This is a genomic window from Deinococcus apachensis DSM 19763, assembly GCF_000381345.1.
In the GTDB taxonomy this organism is placed as follows: Bacteria; Deinococcota; Deinococci; order Deinococcales; family Deinococcaceae; genus Deinococcus; species Deinococcus apachensis.
This window is the reverse complement of record NZ_KB906414.1, coordinates 81,188-99,460: the sequence shown is the minus strand read 5'-3', so window position 1 is coordinate 99,460 and position 18,273 is coordinate 81,188. Positions and strand designations below refer to the sequence as shown.

The following is an 18,273-nucleotide window of genomic DNA, read 5'->3' as shown; positions in this document are numbered from 1 at the left end:
TTTACTCCAACACTTTCGTGACGACGCCCGCGCCGACGGTACGGCCGCCCTCGCGGATGGCGAAGCGCAGGCCCTCTTCCATGGCGATGGGCTTGATCAGCTCGACGGTGAAGGTCACGTTGTCACCGGGCATCACCATCTCCACGCCCTCGGCCAGCTCCACCACACCCGTCACATCAGTGGTGCGGAAGTAGAACTGCGGACGGTACCCGCCGAAGAACGCCGAGTGACGTCCACCCTCATCCTTGGACAGCACGTACACGCTGGCCTCGAACTTGGTGTGCGGCTTGATGCTGCCCGGCTTGGCCAGTACCTGGCCGCGCTCCACGTCATCACGGGCCACGCCGCGCAGCAGCACCCCCACGTTGTCGCCCGCCATGCCCTGATCCAGCAGCTTGCGGTGCATCTCGATGCCCGTCACCGTGGTCTTCTTGGTATCGCGCAGCCCGATGATCTCCACCTCGTCCTGCACCTTCACCACGCCACGCTCCACGCGGCCGGTGGCCACGGTGCCGCGGCCGGTGATGGTGAACACGTCCTCGACGGGCATCAGGAAGGTCTTGTCGGTGTCGCGCTCGGGGGTGGGGATGTAGCTGTCGATGGCGTCCAGCAGTTCCCAGATGCGGTCGACCCACTGGTTCTCGCCGCGGCTGGTCTTGGGGTTGGCCTGCAGCGCTTCCAGCGCCTGCAGGGCGCTGCCCTTGATCACCGGCAGGTCATCGCCGGGAAACTCGTACTTGCTGAGCAGCTCGCGCACTTCCATCTCCACCAGTTCCAGCAGCTCCTCGTCGTCGACCATGTCCACCTTGTTCATGAACACGACGATGTAGGGCACGCCCACCTGGCGAGCGAGCAGGATGTGCTCGCGGGTCTGGGGCATCGGGCCGTCGGCGCTGCTGACCACCAGGATCGCCCCGTCCATCTGGGCGGCGCCGGTGATCATGTTCTTGACGTAGTCGGCGTGGCCGGGGCAGTCGACGTGGCTGTAGTGGCGGGTGGGGGTGTTGTATTCGACGTGCGCGGTGTTGATGGTGATGCCGCGGGCCTTTTCCTCGGGGGCCTTGTCGATCTGGTCGTAGGCCAGCTTCTCGACGGTGGGGTCCATCGCGGCCGCCGTGAAGGTGATGGCGGCGGTCAGGGTGGTCTTGCCGTGGTCCACGTGCCCGATCGTCCCGACGTTCACGTGCGGCTTCGTCCTCTCAAACGTTCCTTTGGCCATGGTGATTCCTCCTAGAGAAGTCTCCCGGGGGAGACGGGCTTAAGCAGCATACGGCGCTAATAATGACACAAGTGAAAGCGCGGCCCACCTGTCGCGGGCCGCGTTTCCGAAGTGGAGCTCTTGGTCGGGATTGAACCGACGACCTCTCCCTTACCAAGGGAGTGCTCTACCACTGAGCTACAAGAGCGGGCTGGAAAGCGGGAAACGAGACTCGAACTCGCGACATTCAGCTTGGGAAGCTGACGCTCTACCAACTGAGCTATTCCCGCGTGTGGTGGGCAGGGGCGGATTCGAACCGCCGTACACTTACGTGAACAGATTTACAGTCTGTCGCCTTTAACCACTCGGCCACCTACCCAGATTTGCCCCAGATTGCGCTGGCCCGGATTGTCTCGCCCCGGATCGCCGTGACGTGTGGTGCGTCACTTGGAGCCACCCAGGAGAATCGAACTCCCAACCTTCCGATTACAAGTCGGGTGCTCTACCAGTTGAGCTAGGGTGGCACCTGTTCCTGAGGCAGAAGGCGGAGGGATCCCGCCCCTGAGCACGGAAGTTTCGCGCTGACGCGCTTGCTTCCGGCTGTGGATAGTAGCACCGCCCCCCTGGGGTGTCAACAGCAGCGGGACTTCGCCATTGGCGGCTTTTTTCGACCGCTCCACCGGGTTGCCGGTCATTCCCCGCGCGGCTGAACTCTCCTGAAGGTCACGTGAACCCGGCCCATGTGCGGACTCCGCCATTACGCGCATTCCTCCCTCCGCCGGGCGGCGTAGACTGACCGCTCTCGGAGCCGCGCTCCTGATTGCACGCGTCTTTTGGCCGCTCTTCCCCCGAGGTGAATCTCTTGGACAGCCTACGTACCCTCTGGCCCTACCTGCGAATGCACCGGAGGCAGTACCTCATCGGCATCATCGCCGTGGTGATTGCCAACAGTGTCAACCTGCTGCCGTACTACTACATCCGCCTCACCATCGACGGCCTGACGCGGGCGACTGACGCGAGCCCGAACACCGTGGGGGTGGCGCTGGCGCAGGTCGGGCTGTACGCGCTGGGGATCGTACTGGCTGCCGCGACCGCCGGGGCACTGATGCTCCTGATGCGCCGCCAGATCATCATCGCGTCTCGGCAGACGGAGTATGAGATTCGCCGCGACATCTACATGAACCTCCAGACGCTCGACAAGGCGTATTACGACCGCTCGCGCACCGGGGACATCATGAACCGCCTGACGGGCGACCTGAGCGCCGTGCGCGAGATGCTGGGCTTCGGTTCGTGGCAGATCGTGAACATCGTGTCCGCCTTCCTGACGAGCTTCACCGTCCTGTTCGGCCTGAGCTGGCAGCTCACCCTGATCGTGATCGCCGTGCTGCCGTTCATCGTGGGCCTGCTGTATTACCTCGCCCGGCTGATCAACCAGCGCTACACCCGGGTGCAGGAGCAGAACAGCCTGATCGCCGGAAAGGCGCAGGAGAACTTCAGCGGCGCGCGGGTGGTGAAGGGCTACGCCATCGAGGACCGCGAGATCGCCGACTACCGGGCGATGAACCTGGAACTGCTGCGGCGCAACATCGCGCTGACGAAGGTGGACGGGCCGCTGCGGGGCTTCATGAGCCTGCTGATCGGCCTGACCTTCGGGCTGATCCTGCTCGTCGGTGGGCGGCTGATCCTGTTTCCGCAGGGGGGGGCGGACTTCACGGTGGGCAAGTTCGTGCAGTTCGTGGGCACGCTCGACCGCCTCGCCTGGCCCATGCTGATGGTGGGGTGGATCACCGGGGTGACGCAGCGCGGGCTCTCCTCCTGGGAGCGGCTGCGTGAGCTGCTCGACGCCCGCCCCCAGGTCCACGACGAACGGGGCCGCACAGACCCGGGCATCCGCACCGTCCGCGGGGACGTGACCTTCGAGAACGTGAGCCTGCGCTACGGCGACTTCACTGTGCTCGACCGGGTGAACCTGCATATCCCCGCAGGGACCTTCCTGGGAATTACCGGCCCCACCGGGAGCGGCAAGACGTCCCTCGCGGCGCTCATCACCCGCAGCATGGACCCCACGAGCGGCGTGGTGCGGGTGGACGGGCACGACGTGCGGGTGATTCCGTTGCGCGTCCTGCGTGAACACGTCTCCGTCGTGCCGCAGGAACCCTTCCTCTTCAGCGACACGATTGCCAACAACATCGCCTTCGGGCTGGAGGGGCGGGACCTCCCCGCGATTCCGACCGGGGTGAATGTGGCGAAAGTGCCCGCGCCCCCCGAACTGCCCCAGCAGCCCGACCTCGCCCGGGTCCACGAGGCCGCGCGGCTGGCCGGGCTGGCGGGCGACGTGGAGGGCTTCCCCCAAGGGTATGACACGATGCTGGGCGAGCGCGGCGTGACCCTCTCGGGCGGGCAGCGGCAGCGCACGGCCATCGCCCGCGCCATCGTCCGCAACCCGGCGATCCTGATCCTGGACGACAGCCTCTCGGCGGTGGACACCGAGACCGAGCGGCGCATCCTCGATGGGCTGCGGGAGGTCGCCAAGGGGCGCACCGTCATCCTGATCGCCCACCGCGTGAGCAGCCTGCGCCATGCCGACCGGATCGTGGTGCTAGAGGAGGGGCGCGTGATCGAGCAGGGCACCCACGAGGAACTGCTCGCGGCGGGCGGCCACTACGCCGAACTCGAACGCCTCCAGCGCCTCGCCTCCGACCTCGACGCCGAGGACGAGCCCATCCGGGATGCGGAGACGGCAGCCGACGACCTCGAACACTCCGCCCTGCCCCAGGAGGCCGTGAAGTGACCGCGCCCGATCCCCTCGACGCCGCCAAGAAGGGCTTCGACGTCCACCTGACACGGCGCATCCTGAGCTATTTGCGGCCGTACAAGGCACTCGCCTTGACTGCCGTGGTCGTCGCGCTGCTGCTCGCGGTTCTGTCGCCGCTGCCCACGCTGGTCCTGCGCCACGCCATCGACGCCTTCCTCTCGCCCTTCGAGCGCAACCCCGGCCTGAACGCCGAGACGCTGTACCGCGGCCTGACCCTCGCCGCGCTGGGGTACATGGGGCTGCGGGTGATCGAATTCGTCCTGAACTACGTCTCCACCCTCGCCATCGGCTACCTGGGGCAGAACGTGCTGCGCGACATCCGCTCGGACGTGTTCGGCAAGCTCCAGCGGTTACAGCTGGCGTACTTCGACCAGAACCCGGTGGGCCGCCTGATTACCCGCGTCACGAGCGACGTGGACGCGATCAACCAGTTCATCACGGGCGGGCTGGTCAGCATGATCACAAGCAGCCTCCTGATCCTGGTCTATGCGGGCTTCATGCTGCGGCTGAACTGGAAGCTCGCGCTAATCAGTTTCACGGTGCTGCCGGTGCTGTTTTTCGCCACCAACTTCTTCCGGGCACGGCTGCGCGACGCCTTCCGCGCCACCCGCATCCAGCAGGCCATCGTGAACACCCGGCTGAACGAGAACATCACCGGGATGCTGACGGTCCAGCTTTTCCGGCGCGAGGCGCGCACTGCGCTGGACTTTGATCACGCCAACCGGAACCTGCTGACGGCCACGGTGAACAGCGTGTACTGGTTCTCACTGTTCATGCCGACCGTCGCGGTGCTGGGCCAGGTCGCCGTGGCACTCGTGCTGTACTTCGCCGCCCGTCAGATCTTGGGGCAGGACGCGGTGGCGAGCGGGGTGGCCGGGGCCGTCACGGTGGGCACGCTCTTCGCCTTCGTGCAATGGACGCAGCAGCTCTTCCAACCCATCCAGGACCTCGCGGACGTGTTCAACAACCTGCAAGCGGCGATGGCGAGCAGCGAGCGCATCTTTACGGTGCTCGATACCGAGGAGGAGATCACCGACAAGCCGGACGCGAGGAGGCTGGAACACTTCGAGGGCCGGGTGGACTTCGAGGGGGTATGGTTCGCCTACGACCAGACGGTGAAGGCCGACACGCCCGACGACGACCGCTGGATTCTGCGCGGAATCGACCTGCACATCCAGCCGGGCGAGAGCGTGGCCCTCGTTGGCGCAACGGGCGCGGGCAAGACGAGCGTGACGGCGCTGGTGAGCCGCTTCTACGACGTGCAGCGCGGCGCAGTGAAGGTGGACGGGATCGACGTGCGCGACCTGGCCCAGCACGATCTGAGAAAGCACGTCGGCGTGGTGCTTCAGGACGTGTTCCTCTTTGCTGGGACCATCGAGAGCAACCTGACGCTGAACAACCCTGACATTCCCCACGAGCGGGTGGTGGAGGCCTGCCGCTACGTCGGCGTCCACGATTACATCCTCTCGCTGCCGGACGGCTACGACACCGAGGTCCGCGAGCGCGGTGCCACTCTCTCGACCGGGCAGAAGCAACTGCTCGCCTTCGCCCGCGCCCTGATCCAGAACCCCGACATCCTGCTGGTCCTGGACGAGGCGACCGCGAACGTGGACACCGAGACGGAGATGCGAATTCAGCAGGCGCTGGAAAAGGTGATGCTGGGCCGCACGAGTATCATCATCGCGCACCGCCTGAGTACCATCGAGCACTGCGACCGCATCGTGGTGATGCGCCGGGGCCGTATCGTGGAGCAGGGGAGCCACCGCGACCTGCTGGAAAAGGGCGGCTACTACGCGCGGCTGCACCGCCTCCAGTACGCCCAGGCGGAAGCGGCGGACTAAGAGAATGGAGGAGGTCGGGGGCGGTGGGGGAGACCTCGCCGCCCCTGACCTTTCCATGACATGCCAGTGACGCGGCCCTGACAGTTCGCCCGCACGCTGTCAGCTATGAAGAAGACCTTTCTCCTGGGCCTGGCCCTGATGACGACTGGTATGGCAGCGGCGCAGACGAGCCTGACGGGTGCGGGCGCCTCGTTCCCCTACCCGCTGTACTCCAAGATGTTCGCCGAGTACAAGGACGCCACCGGCGTCAACGTCAACTACCAGTCGGTCGGCAGCGGTGCCGGACAGAAGCAGATCCTGGAGCGCACCGTCGACTTCGCGGGGTCGGACAACCCCATGAGCGACGAGACGCTGAAGACCGCCCCGGCCGCCCTGCTGCACGTCCCCACCGCCATCGGCGCGGTCGTGCCCGCCTACAACCTCCCCGGGGTGACCCAGCCCCTGAAGTTCACGGGCCGGGTGCTGGCCGACATCTACCTGGGCAAGATCAAGACCTGGAATGACAAGGCCATCGCGGCCCTGAACCCCGGCGTGACGATTCCCCCGCTGCCCATTACTGTTGCCCGCCGCAGCGACGGTTCCGGGACGACCTACGTGTTCTCGGACTACCTGAGCAAGGTCAGCAACGAGTGGAAGAGCAAGGTCGGGGTGGGCAACAGCCTCCAGTGGCCGGTGGGCACCGGGGCCAAGGGCAACGACGGGGTGGCGGGTGTGGTGAAGAGCACCCCCGGGGCCATCGGGTACGTGGAACTGGTGTATGCCAAGCAGAACAAGCTGCCCTTCGGCAGCGTGCAGAACCGCGCCGGGAAGTTCGTGCTGGCGGATAACGGTCCGGCGGCGGCGGCGGCGCTGGGGGTGGTGATTCCCAAGGACACGCGGGTGAGCCTGACAAACAGCGCGAACGCGAACGCCTACCCGATCGCCAGCTTCACCTACGTGATCTTCTACCAAGATCAGAAGTACGGCAACCGTACCGAGGGGCAGGCGAAGGCACTGAAGAACCTGCTGAGTTGGATGGTGACCACCGGGCAGGGGTACAACGAGGGGCTGGATTACGCCAAGCTGCCCGCCAACGTCGTCACGAAGGTCAAGGGCATCATCAACTCTATAACCTACGGCGGCAAGAGAATTTAAGACGAAACTTCCTCGTCGGCGGCCCTCCACTGGAGGGCTGCCCCTTTTTTGTCCCGCGTCCCTCTTGTCCTCACCTGACCTGCCCCTGACGCTTTGCCTGTCAACTGGGGTCAGCCTGCCCCCGAGAGGTCATGCCCCTATGAGTGAATCTGCCCGCTCCTCCCCCACACCCGTCCGCTCCCGGCTCGGCGCCGCGCTGTCGAGCCGCAGCGACCGCACCTTTCAAATCCTGATTCTCGCGCTGGCGTCGGTGATCGTCATGGTGTTCGTGCTGAGCGTCTACCAGCTCGGGCGCGAGTCGTGGCCCGCCTTGCAAGCCTTCGGCTGGCGTTTTTTCACTGAGCGCACCTGGAACCCGGTGCAGGACCGCTTCGGCGCCGCCGCCATGATCGTCGGCACCCTCGTAACCAGCCTCGCTGCCCTGGTGATCAGTGTGCCACTCGCGGTGGCGAGTGCGCTATTCGTGGCCGAGTACGCGCCGAAGTGGCTGGCGAACCCGGTGGGCTACCTGATCGAGCTGCTGGCCGCCGTGCCCAGCGTGGTGTACGGCCTGTGGGCGCTGTTCGTCATCGCCCCCATTCTGGCCCACTGGCAGACCGCCTACTTCGTAAACCCGGAGAACGTGGCCACCATCACCCGGTGCAATGAGCTGTGGGCGCAACAGCAGACCAGCCTCCAGTGCTTCTTCGTGCCGTCGGGCGCGGGGGGGCGAGGGCTGGCCCTCGCCATCATCATCCTGACGGTGATGATCCTGCCCTACACGGCCAGCGTGGCGCGAGACGTGATCCGCCTGGTGCCTCAGGATCAGCGCGAGGCGATGTATGCCCTGGGCGCGACGAAATGGGAAGTGATTTCCCGGGCGATCCTGCCCTACGCCCGCGCCGGAATTCTGGGGGGCGTGATCCTCGCGCTGGGCCGCGCCCTGGGCGAGACGTTGGCGGTGGCCATGGTGATCGGGGATAGCCAGGACATTCTCAAGAGCCTCTGGGGCGGTGCCAGCACGATGGCCTCGGTGATTGCCAACCAGTTCGGGGACGCGCAGGAGGCCCTGCACCGCTCCAGCGTGGTCACCCTGGGCCTGACCCTCTTTTTCGTCAGTGTGGTCGTCAACTTCGCCGCCCGCCTCATCATCGCGCGGCTGACGCCGAAGGGCATTCAATGATGCGCGTCGCCTCTGCTGCCACCGCCCGCCCGAGCGCCCGCCTCAGCCCAGCCCGGCGGGTCAAGAACCTGCTGATGGGGGCTTTGATCCTGCTCGCCACGCTGATCGTGGTGGCGCCGCTGATCCTGATCTTCGTCTACCTGTTGCGTGAGGGTCTGGGGGCGATGAACCTCGCCTTCTTCACCCGGACTCCGGCTCCCGAGGGTGAGGCGGGGGGCGGGCTTCTGAACGCCATTACTGGCAGCCTGCTGATGCTGGCAATGGCGAGCGTGATCGGCGTGCTGATCGGGGTGGCGGGCGGCATCTTCCTGGCCGAGTACCCCCGGCACCGCCTGATGCCCTCCATCCGCATGATCAGTGACGTGCTGGCGGGCATTCCCGCCATCGTGATGGGGTTGGTCGCCTACGGATTGATCGTGCTGCACTTCGGCTTCTCGGGGCTGGCTGGGGCACTGGCGCTGGGGTTCCTGATGATCCCCATCGTGGTCCGCACCACCGAGGAAGTGCTCAAGCTGGTGCCGCTGAGTGTACGCGAGGCAGGCCTCGCGCTGGGGTTACCCCAGTGGCTGGTGATCCTGCGGATCGTCCTGCCCGCCGCCGCTGGTGGCATTGTCACGGGTGTGATGCTGGCCCTGGCCCGCGTCGCCGGGGAGGCCGCACCGCTGCTCTTTACGGCTTTCGGGAACAACAACGTCAACCTCGATCCCACCAAACCGATGAGTGCGCTACCGCTGGAGATTTACCGTGGCGCCACGAGTGCCTATGACGAGAACCAACGCTTGGCAAAGGCGGGTGCCCTGCTGCTGATCACCCTGATCTTCCTGACCAGCCTGCTCGCCCGGCGGGCGAGCAGAAGGCGATGAGCCTGGGGTCATCAGGAACACGCCCCTCCTTCTGACCGTTTCTCTCCCATCCTCCAAGGAGCTTTCCTTTCATGACCTCCCTGCTCAGTGCCCGGAACGTCAGCATCTACTACGGCGACAAACAGGCCGTGCGCGACGTCAACCTGGACATTCAACCCAGCACCGTGAACGCCCTGATCGGTCCCAGCGGCTGTGGCAAGACGACCTTTCTGCGCGCGGTGAACCGCATGCATGACCTCACCCCGGGTGCCCGGGTCACGGGCACCCTCCTCCTTGACGGCGAGGATATGTACGGCCCGAAGGTTGATCCGGTCTCCATGCGTCGCCGAGTCGGCATGGTCTTCCAGAAGCCCAACCCCTTCCCCACCATGAGCGTCTTCGACAACGTCGTCAGCGGCCTGAGACTCGCGGGCGTCCGGGATGGCAAGCGCCTGATGGAGGTCGCCGAACGTTCCCTGCGCGGTGCGGCCCTCTGGGACGAGGTCAAGGACCGCCTCAAGACGCCCGCCACCGGCCTCTCCGGTGGGCAGCAGCAGCGGCTGTGCATCGCCCGTGCGCTGGCCGTCGAGCCCGAGATCCTGCTGATGGACGAGCCGACCTCGGCGCTTGACCCCGCCAGCACCGCGAGGATCGAGGACCTGATGACGGACCTGAAAAAGGTCACCACCATCATCATCGTCACCCACAACATGCATCAGGCTGCCCGAGTGAGCGATACGACCTCGTTCTTCCTCAACGGTGACCTCGTCGAACATGGCGTCACCGATCAGGTCTTCACCAGCCCCACAGACGAGCGCACCGAGGCCTACGTCACCGGCCGCTTCGGGTAACCATGGCGGTGAACGTCGGGGCTGACCTGCCCCTCACGAAGGGCCACGATACTCGCTGCCATGACCCACGGTGAGGCGAGCACCCGGTACCTGACGGCGCGGTTCCTGCGAATGCTCAGCCTCACGCTGGGGGAACTTGACGCGGTGCGCGACGCCGCCCGGCGCGCCGAGTACGCGGGCCTGACCCGCCGCGCGGGCGCCCTGGAACGCGAGACGGACGCGCTGGAACGGGAGATTGAGGACGCCTGCCTCCACGCCTTCGCGGGGCCGCTCACGCCGGACGAGCTCGCCTTTCACCTGATGGTGTTTCGCAGCCTGACCAACCTGGAGCGGGTGGGCGACTACGCCTTCGGGGTGGCCCGCGACCTGGAGGCGCTTGCCCCGCGCACCCGCAGCGCCACCCTCCAGGACGTGCTGCCCCTCGTGAACCTCCTCGCCGAGATGCTCGAACGCCTGGCCTACGCCTTCGCCGAGCGCGACGTAAAGGCCGCCCGCGAGGTGATGCGCCTGGACGAGGAGGAGGTGGACGCCCTGTACGAGCAGATGCTGCGCGCCAGTCTCACCCGGCTGCACGAGCGCCCCGACGACGTGGAGGTCGCGCTCGCTGCCCACCGGATGGCCCGCAGCCTGGAACGCCTGGGCGATCACCTTGTCAACGTGGCCGAGCGGCTGGAGGCGTTGGTGCAGGGAAGCGTCCAGGCCGTGTGGTAGTGGATGTGGAAATCGCCCGCTAGGCCATCTGGCGGAGACGAGCAGGCCGGGCCTGCGGGGCTAAACTGCCCCCCATGACCACAACCCAGGCAAGAGATCTTCCCCGCTGGCGCACCGACGACCTCTATGCCGGGCTGGACGACCCCCGTCTGACCGCCGACCTCGCCATGTTGCGCGAGGAGGTGGCGGCGCTGGAGGCGACCTTTGGTGAGGTAGGCGTGCGCAAGGGCGGGAGTGCAGCCACGCCCCAGGCCCTTGACCGCGTACTGGGAGGCCTGAACGCCCTCCTCGCCCGCCTGACCCCGTTGCGCGGCTTCGTCTCCGCCTTCGTGACGACCGACAGCCGTGACGCGCTGGCCCAGCAGCGGATGGGGGACCTGACCACCCTGACGCTGCCGCTGGGGCCGCTGCGCTCGCGCCTGACCGCCTGGCTGGGGGAGCAGGACGTGGAGGCGCTGCTGAAGCAGTCCGACGTGGCCCGCGACCACGAACACCTCATCCGCCGCAGCGTGGAGTACGCGCGGCATCAGATGACGCCCGAGGAGGAGGACCTGGCCGCCCGGCTGCGACCCAGCGGCGCGGGGGGCTGGGCCAAGCTGCACGGGAACTACTCCAGCCAACTGACGGGCGAGTACCGGGGCCAGCGGTTGCCCGTCACCGCGCTGCGAGCCCTCGCCACCGATCCCGACGAGAACGTGCGCCGGGAGGCCTTCGAGGCCGAGCTGAAGGTCTGGAAGGACGCGGAGGTCGTGCTGGCCGCCGCAATGAACGGTGTGAAGGGCGAGGAGGGCACCCTTGCTGCCCGCCGGGGCTTCCCGGATGCCGTAGCGCCCAGCCTGCTCACCCACGGCATTGACCGCGAGACGCTGGAGGCGATGCAGGGGGCGGTCGAGCGCAGCCTGCCCGACTTCCGCCGCTACTTCACTGCCAAGGCCCGCGCGCTGGGCAAGCCGAAACTCGACTGGTGGGACCTCTTCGCGCCGCTGGGCCGCAGCGAGACGGAATGGACGTACGAGGCCGGGACACGCTTCGTGGAGGAGCAGTTCCGGGGCTACTCCGACAAGCTCGGGGACTTCGCCAGCCGTGCCTTCCACGAGAGCTGGATCGACGCCGGGCCGCGCGACGGCAAGCGCGGCGGGGCCTTTTGCATGGGCTGGCAGGGCGACGAGAGCCGCATCCTGATGAACCATGACCCCAGCCTCGACAGCGTGTCCACCCTCGCGCATGAGCTGGGGCACGGCTACCACAACCTCCTCAAGGCGCCGCGCACGCCCCTGCAACGCGAGACACCCATGACCCTGGCCGAGACGGCCTCCATCTTCTGCGAGACGATCATCCAGAACGCGGCGCTGGAGCGGGCAACGGGCGAGGAGCGGCTGTACGTCCTCGAAACGCAACTGCTGGGGCACGCGCAGGTCGTGGTGGACATCCACTCGCGCTTCCTGTTCGAGCGGGCCGTCTTCGAGAAACGGGCCGAACGCGACCTGACGCCACAGGAGCTGAACGACTTGATGACCTGGGCGCAGCGCGAGACGTACAGCGACGCCCTGGAGACGACCCACCCGTACATGTGGGCCGTCAAGCCGCACTACTACAGCCTGGGCTTCTACAACTACCCGTACACCTTCGGCCTGCTGTTCGGCCTGGGCCTGTACGCGCAGTACCAGCAGGCGAAGGCGGAGGGCCGCGAGGACGACTTCCAGACCCGCTACGACGACCTCCTCGCCGCCACAGGCCTGGCCGATGCCCGCACCCTCGCCGCCCGCTTCGGCATCGACCTGCACGCGCCGGAGTTCTGGGAGGGGAGCCTGGACGTGATCCGGGGGCAGATCGCGGCGTATGAGGAGGCGACGGCCTGACCTTCGGCCGGGAACGTCGAGGGGAGGGGGAGCCGCCCGGGCGGCTCCCCCTCCCCAGCTTTTCTCACGTTCTAGACGCTCTGCACTTCGGCATCCGTCAGGGTCACGGCCACTCCGGCCCTGAGTGTCTTCTGGATCTCGGCGACCCGGTCGGTGTGGTGCAGCAGGTCCCGGACTTCGGCCTCGTCCCCCCGGGTGGCGATCCGGACGCGGTAAGTCACGTTCCGGGCAGGTTCGCCCTCGGCCCTGAACTCGCCGGAAACCTCCACCCGCTCCACCTCCAGGGCACGTTTTGCCGCCTCCCGGTAAACATTGTTGCAGTAACAGGTCGCCAGGGCGAGGAACAGCAGTTCGCCCCCGTTGACGCCGGACCCGAAGCCGGTCGACCTGGGCGAAATGGCAAGGCGCTGGACATGACCGTTCGTCCGCAGCGTGACCTCGTGCTGGCCTCCTCCGTTTTGGACGAGGGCGCTGATGTTCATGGCATACCTCCGGGAGCGTTCAGCGGATGAGCGGACGGAAAGTCACGAACCAGATCAGGGCGCAGGTTGCGCTGGCGAACAGGGCGACGAGAATCTGCGGCCAGGGGTAGGACGAGGGGTTTTTAGGCCTTCCCCCCTTGCCCTCGCCATCTGGAAGGCGTCAGTACTCCTTCTCTTGGGATGGCCCAGCACCAGACATCCGGCGAAGGCGTCCATCACCCGTCCGGGCAAGTTGATGCCATTCAGGACCACGATCAGGGTGTGCCCGGCGAAGAGGTAACCGAGCAAGGCCCTCACCAGTTCCCCAAGAAGTCCTCAGGTCAGCCCACGCTCAAAAGAGTCAAGACCACTACTGGCCGCGATTGCACTTACGTGTCTTCCATACTTCGGAGCCTACCCCCGGAGCGCCTGCTGTGGGCCTTATAGGAGTTTGAGCGTTGCCTCAAGCAGCAGGGGCTGCCTTGGTTGGATCAAAGAGGGGCGGACGCTTGTTCGATGCGTCCGCCCCTTTTGCTTCGCTCGCCTATTACCTGACCTTGATCTCCTGATCCAGCCAGGTCAACACCCGCTCACGGCCGAAGGGCCACACGCTGAGCTGAGCGGCGCGGGCGGCCTCCTGCACGAATTCGGGGAGGGGGCCGGTGCGGGCGGGGGTGACGTTCCAGGTCGGGGCATCGTAGGGGAGCCCGGCAAGTTCGCAGGCCCGCTCAATGCCCAAGTGCAGGTCGCCCAGCTCGTCCACCAGCCCCAGGTCGAGGGCGTCCAGTCCGCTCCAGATGCGGCCACGGCCGATCTCGTTCACACGCTGGGGCGTCATCTTGCGGCCCTGCGCCACGCGGGTCACGAAGCGGTCGTAGACCTCAGAGATGCCCTTCTCAACGTGGGCGCGTTCCTCATCCGAGAAGGGGCGGGAGGCGCTGTACATCAGGGCGCGCTCGCGGCCCACAGGCTCGGGCTTCAGGCCATGGCGGGCGTTGAACTCGCGCAGCACGGGCTTGCCGCTCACCACGCCAATGCTGCCCGTCAGGGTGTAGGGGCTGGCGACCACGTGCCGCGCGTGCGCCAGGACGTAGTAGCCGCCGCTCGCCGCGTACTCGCCCATCACGGCGACGACAGGCTTTTCCGAGGTGGCGACCTCCCGCCAGATCAGGTCCGACGCCAGCGCCGAGCCGCCGCCGCTGTTTACGTACAGCACGATGGCCTTGGTCTTGTCGTCCTTCTTCGCGCGCTTGAGGGCCGCGACAACTGTGTCCGACCCCGCCTGCGGCCCTCCCAGCAGCGGGATGGGCAGCGGGTTGTTGCGGCTCTTGCCGGGCACGATGGTGCCGACGAGGGAGACGACGGCAACCCGCCCATCCTTCGCGTTCCCCCGTCTGGGCATCAGCAGGTCGATCACCGCCGCCAGCGGCCGGGTGCCGGGGCCGACGAGTTCGTCCTCGTAGGCGACGCGGGTGATCAGGCCCGCCTCCTCGGCGGCCCGCGCACTCGTGAGGTCGCCCGTCAGCCACGCGCGAGCTGTCTCCTCGCCCACGCCACGCGCCGCCGAGAGGTCGAGCGCCCAGGCGGTTTCCAGCCCGTTCAGGTACGCGGTGAGCTGCTCGCGGTTCGCGTCGTCCATGTGGTCCTGAGAGAAGCGGGTCAGCGCTGCCTTGTACTCCCGGATCCGCAGGTTCTCGAACTCGACGCCGCTCTTCTTCAGGAACTCGCCCAGGAAGGTGGGCTCGACGGCAAAACCGGGCACGAGCACGTCCGCCGACTCGGGCGCGGCGATTTCCTTTGCCCCGCTCGCCGCGAGCAGCGCCGTCATCGTGAGCTGCGGGAGGTAGGCGATCACCCGCTTGTCCTGCCCCAGTCGGGCGAGGATCTGGCGGATCGCGTGGGCGGTCGCGGGTGCCGCCGTGAACTCTGAGATGCGGACCAGAACGCCGTGCAGCCAGTCGGCGTGCCGCAGCTTCTCGGCGCGGGCTTCGAGGGCCTCCAGTGTGTCCTCGCGGTTGAGCAGCGCCTGGATGGGGTTGGCGGGCTGCCGCTCGGGGTAGGCGCCGGTCACGTCGAGGATGACCCAGGTGGGGCGGCTCACCCCGCCGGGCAGCTTGTCCTCGTTCTTCAGGAAGGGGATGTTGAAGGGTGCCATACCCCTTACGGTACGCGCCTGACGTGAGGACCGTTCCCCCGTTTTCCTTGACCCAGCCGCGCCCCCATCGCCTCCGCCCGGGTGGTGAGCAGCGCGGCGGCCTGCGGGGAGAGGTGGGCCTGCGCCGCCGCCCGGAACAGCGCCAGCCAACGTGCAAGGTGCGGACCACGGATGCCCAGCCCCGCGTGAACGCTATTGAGGTTGCCCCGCCAGGCTGCCCCACCCCCCAGCATCGTGACCCAGAAGGCGGTCACCCGGTCCAGGTGGGCGTCCCAATCGGTGACGTGCGCGGCGAAGAGCGGGCCGAGCAGGTCGTCCGCCCGTGCCCGCGCATAGAAGTCGGCCAGCAGGGGGCGCAGCGCCGCCTCGCCGCCCACCATCTCCAGGGGAGTTCCGGGGGTGCGGGGTCCGGTGGAGGCCAGGCCCGCCAGGAAGGCCTCTCTCAACGCCTCCGGCAGGGTCACGCCCGCCCAGGCCGTCACGTTGCCCGCGCGCCACAGCAGAGGCACTTCCCCCTCCCACTCCTCGGTAACCGCGCCGCGAGGCAGCTCTGACCACTCCAGGGCGGGGTCCGGTCCACCCCCCACCCTGACCCGCGCGCCCAGGGCCCGGCCCGCCATCGCCGCCCCTGTTCCCCAGGCCAGCACGGGCACGCTCCGCCGCACCGCGCCCGACAGCAGGGTTAGGAGTGCCCAGCGGTCAGGTCTGTCCCGGATATCTGCGACCGGCCCGCCATCGTGCGGCACGAGCAGGCCCGCCGCGGTGAACAGCTCGTCTGGGGTCGCCTCCACCACCCCCACCCCGAACGCCGTCAGGGGAGAGGTCGTCAGCAGGGGGCTGGGCGTCACGCACTAAGAATAGAGCCCGCCGGGAAGGGCGGGCCGGGGAATTGCGGGCGCTTACTGGCGCAGCGTTTTGAGGTAGGCATAGATGTCGGTCAGGTCCTCGTCGCTGAGCTGCTCCTTGGTGAAGCGGGGCATGATGGGGCCGAGTTCGTGGTCGGGCGCGTGGCCCTGGCGGACGGCGGCCTCGAACTGCCCGATGTCCCAGGAGCCGGGGCCTGTGGCGGCGTTCAGGGCCGGGCCGATGCCGCCTTCGCCGTTCTGGCCGTGGCAGCCACTGCAGGTCGCCACGAACTTCTTCTGCCCCTCGGCCGTGTCGCCGCTGAGCGCGCTGGAGACCTCGGCCGCCTTGGAGTCGCTCAGGCCCCCACTGGCCGCCGTCGCCTTTTCGGTGTTGGAGGCGCCGGTCTGGCCGAGCTGGGTCTCCTCGCTACCCTGGACGGTTGGCGAGGGCACGTTCGGCTGCCCCTCACCCCTCAGGCTGTTGTTCTGCGGAGCAGTGGTCTGATCCCCGCCAGTCTGATCCGTGCTGCTCTGGTCCCCCGTGGTCCCGGTCCCGCCGGTCTGCTCGCCGCTGGCGTCGCCCGAGCCGCCCCCGGTGCTGCCGGTGCCGCCGCTCTCGGTACCGCTGCCCGTCTCCGTCGTCTTAGTCCCGCCGTCGGTCGTGGTGCCGCCATTCTGGTTGCTGGTGGTGCCCGCATCGGCTCCCGCGCCCCCGGAGTCCTCGCCACCGTCAGCGGCCACCGCCCCGTTCTCGCCCGCCTTGGCGCCGCCCGCCTGGTCCTGCTCCATCACGTTGCCCTGGGCGGTCGACAGGTCGTTGCTGCCCTGGGTGGCGGCCTCGCGGGCCGAGGGCACCGACTCGCTCTTCACGTCCTGGGTGGTCGGGTCACCGATGGATTCCGCCCCGCCCTTGCTGGCTTCGGCGGCCTCGTTTGGGGTCGTCGCAATCCGGTATCCGGCAAAGGAGCCGCCCAGCGCGAGCGCCAGCAGCAGCGTCATGGTGACGGCGAACGTGTTCTTCATACCCGCCACCCTACCATACGGTCAGGGGGCGTTTGCCCGTTCTGACACGCTTGAAAAGGCTCCTGAGGGGTGGGTGAAGGAGCCGCGGCCCGCCCGCTATGCTGCCCTCATGCGCCTCGTCTCGCTGACCTCCTCCAACTCCGACATCCTCGCGGCCCTGGGCGTTTCGGGCTGGGTCGTGGCCGCCGACAGCCACAGCGACGCGCCGGGGCTGGAGGGGGCGCGCCGCGTTGGCCCGGACCTGAACATTGACGTGTCGGCGGTGTGCGAGGCTCGGCCGGATCTCGTCCTCGCCAGCCTGAGCGTGCCGGGCATGGAGCGGGTGGTGGAGGGGGTGCGCGATGCGGGCCTGCCCACCCTCGTCCTCGACCCCGTGAGCGTGCCGGATACCCTGCGGGACATCCGCGAGATCGGGGCGGCCATCGGATTGCCGGAGCGGGGGGAGGACGTGGCCGGGCGGCTGGAGGCGGAACTGCGAGGGTTAAGGCGGGTTTACCCCCGCCCGCCCCGCGTCCTCGTGGAGTGGTGGCCCCGCCCGATCATCGCGGCGACGCGCGACTCCTGGGTGACGGACCTGCTGGAGGGGCTGGGCGCCGTGAATGCTCTGGGGAAACGGCCGGGCCGCAGTTCCCCCCTCACGCTGGAGGAGGTGCGCGCGGCGCAACCCGACCTGATCGTCTGCTCGTGGTGCGGCGTGAAAAAGCTCCGTCCCGAGGTCATCGAGGCGCGCGGCCTGGGCGTCCCGGTCGTCTGCGTGCCCGAGAGCGGCCTGGGCCGTCCCGGTCCCCGGCTGGTCGAGGGGGCGCGGCAGATCGCGGCGGCGCTGGTGGGCTTGCCCTTGCCGGAATGAGGAGCACCGTGGGTTGTGCTCGTTCCCGTGGGGGGTCCCTGGTCGGCGGCCTCCCACCATCGTGGGACGGGCGGGAGCAGTCTGAACGGATGTCCGGGCTCCCGCCCCATCGCGTCCGCACGCAGGTGCAACTTCCCAGGACGACCCGGGCGGGATTGAAGGTCCGGTTGCGGCTCAAAACGGACGCCGGACACGATGCGGCATGATTTGGCCGAGAGCAGAGGGCAGGGCACTCTCGACCGAGGTGGCCGTAAACGGGTGAAGGGAGAGAACATCTGCCTGAGCTGGTTTGTGAACTGATCGTCAGTCTCGACAGCTTTGCCCAAGGTCAGCGTTCCTCCGGTTCCTTCGGCTATTTTGGCCCCGATTTTCCCGCCCGGGTCAATACCAACGCGGCGGTTCCACATCGGCTGCTCCTCGGACGCCGGACCTACGAGCTGCTGGAGGGACTGCCCGCCGAGGCGCGGGATGGGGAACGATGAGGGCCACGCCCGGCTGGCTGTTCTCGCGCGCCCTGGAGACGACA

At 67.6% G+C, this 18,273-nt stretch carries 14 protein-coding genes and 4 tRNA genes; 9 read left to right on the top strand and 9 right to left on the bottom strand.

Translation table 11 applies throughout. The features are described from left to right. Position 1 precedes the first annotated feature (1 nt). From tuf to F784_RS0118410, 5 genes are all read right to left on the bottom strand, one after another. Positions 2-1,219 (bottom strand): elongation factor Tu, encoded by a 1,218-nt coding sequence (tuf, locus tag F784_RS0118430; RefSeq protein ID WP_019586270.1) that lies wholly within the window; start codon positions 1,217-1,219, stop codon positions 2-4. Positions 1,220-1,331: 112 nt separating this feature from the next. Beyond that, positions 1,332-1,406: transfer RNA gene (locus F784_RS0118425), tRNA-Thr, on the bottom strand. A gap of 9 nt (positions 1,407-1,415) precedes the next feature. Continuing rightward, positions 1,416-1,488: transfer RNA gene (locus F784_RS0118420), tRNA-Gly, on the bottom strand. 3 nt (positions 1,489-1,491) lie between these two features. Beyond that, positions 1,492-1,577, bottom strand: a tRNA-Tyr gene (locus F784_RS0118415). Between the two features lie 69 nt (positions 1,578-1,646). Continuing rightward, a tRNA-Thr gene (locus F784_RS0118410) sits at positions 1,647-1,722 on the bottom strand. Between the two features lie 374 nt (positions 1,723-2,096). On the opposite strand from F784_RS0118410, the gene F784_RS0118405 reads away from it, so the two are divergent. From F784_RS0118405 to F784_RS0118370, 8 genes are all read left to right on the top strand, one after another. Beyond that, positions 2,097-3,989 (top strand): ABC transporter ATP-binding protein, encoded by a 1,893-nt coding sequence (locus F784_RS0118405; RefSeq protein WP_019588204.1) that lies wholly within the window; start codon positions 2,097-2,099, stop codon positions 3,987-3,989. Continuing rightward, entirely contained in the window at positions 3,986-5,854 is a 1,869-nt protein-coding gene (locus F784_RS0118400; protein WP_019588203.1) for an ABC transporter ATP-binding protein, read from the top strand. The genes F784_RS0118405 and F784_RS0118400 overlap by 4 nt, the downstream gene beginning before the upstream one ends. 105 nt (positions 5,855-5,959) lie before the next feature. Further along, positions 5,960-6,988 carry a phosphate ABC transporter substrate-binding protein PstS gene (pstS, locus tag F784_RS0118395; protein ID WP_019588202.1) on the top strand — a complete coding sequence of 343 codons (1,029 nt, stop codon included), beginning with the start codon at positions 5,960-5,962 and terminating at the stop codon, positions 6,986-6,988. A 139-nt stretch (positions 6,989-7,127) separates the two neighbouring features. Further along, positions 7,128-8,150: a phosphate ABC transporter permease subunit PstC gene (pstC, locus tag F784_RS0118390; RefSeq protein ID WP_019588201.1), complete on the top strand. Its 1,023-nt coding sequence runs from the start codon at positions 7,128-7,130 to the stop codon at positions 8,148-8,150. Next, entirely contained in the window at positions 8,150-9,013 is an 864-nt protein-coding gene (pstA, locus tag F784_RS0118385; protein WP_026332579.1) for a phosphate ABC transporter permease PstA, read from the top strand. The genes pstC and pstA overlap by 1 nt, the downstream gene beginning before the upstream one ends. A gap of 71 nt (positions 9,014-9,084) precedes the next feature. Next, positions 9,085-9,843 (top strand): phosphate ABC transporter ATP-binding protein PstB, encoded by a 759-nt coding sequence (pstB, locus tag F784_RS0118380; RefSeq protein WP_019588199.1) that lies wholly within the window; start codon positions 9,085-9,087, stop codon positions 9,841-9,843. A 60-nt stretch (positions 9,844-9,903) separates the two neighbouring features. After that, a complete protein-coding gene (locus tag F784_RS0118375) occupies positions 9,904-10,554 on the top strand; it encodes a phosphate signaling complex PhoU family protein (RefSeq protein WP_019588198.1) in 651 nt (216 codons plus the stop codon). A 74-nt stretch (positions 10,555-10,628) separates the two neighbouring features. Continuing rightward, entirely contained in the window at positions 10,629-12,413 is a 1,785-nt protein-coding gene (locus F784_RS0118370; RefSeq protein ID WP_019588197.1) for a M3 family oligoendopeptidase, read from the top strand. A 71-nt stretch (positions 12,414-12,484) separates the two neighbouring features. Here F784_RS0118370 and F784_RS0118365 read toward each other — a convergent pair whose 3' ends face one another. From F784_RS0118365 to F784_RS24860, 4 genes are all read right to left on the bottom strand, one after another. Next, positions 12,485-12,895: an OsmC family protein gene (locus F784_RS0118365; protein WP_019588196.1), complete on the bottom strand. Its 411-nt coding sequence runs from the start codon at positions 12,893-12,895 to the stop codon at positions 12,485-12,487. A gap of 526 nt (positions 12,896-13,421) precedes the next feature. After that, the gene (locus tag F784_RS0118360) at positions 13,422-15,029 is read right to left on the bottom strand and encodes a S49 family peptidase (protein WP_019588195.1); all 1,608 of its coding nucleotides are present in this window, start codon (positions 15,027-15,029) and stop codon (positions 13,422-13,424) included. Between the two features lie 5 nt (positions 15,030-15,034). Next, positions 15,035-15,877 (bottom strand): group III truncated hemoglobin, encoded by an 843-nt coding sequence (locus F784_RS24865; RefSeq protein ID WP_019588194.1) that lies wholly within the window; start codon positions 15,875-15,877, stop codon positions 15,035-15,037. Between the two features lie 51 nt (positions 15,878-15,928). Further along, complete coding sequence (locus F784_RS24860) at positions 15,929-16,897, bottom strand: c-type cytochrome (RefSeq protein ID WP_026332578.1); 969 nt, start codon at positions 16,895-16,897, stop codon at positions 15,929-15,931. Between the two features lie 109 nt (positions 16,898-17,006). Between F784_RS24860 and F784_RS0118345 the strand changes: the two genes are divergently transcribed. Further along, complete coding sequence (locus F784_RS0118345) at positions 17,007-17,747, top strand: helical backbone metal receptor (RefSeq protein ID WP_040383543.1); 741 nt, start codon at positions 17,007-17,009, stop codon at positions 17,745-17,747. Positions 17,748-18,273: the final 526 nt, after the last annotated feature.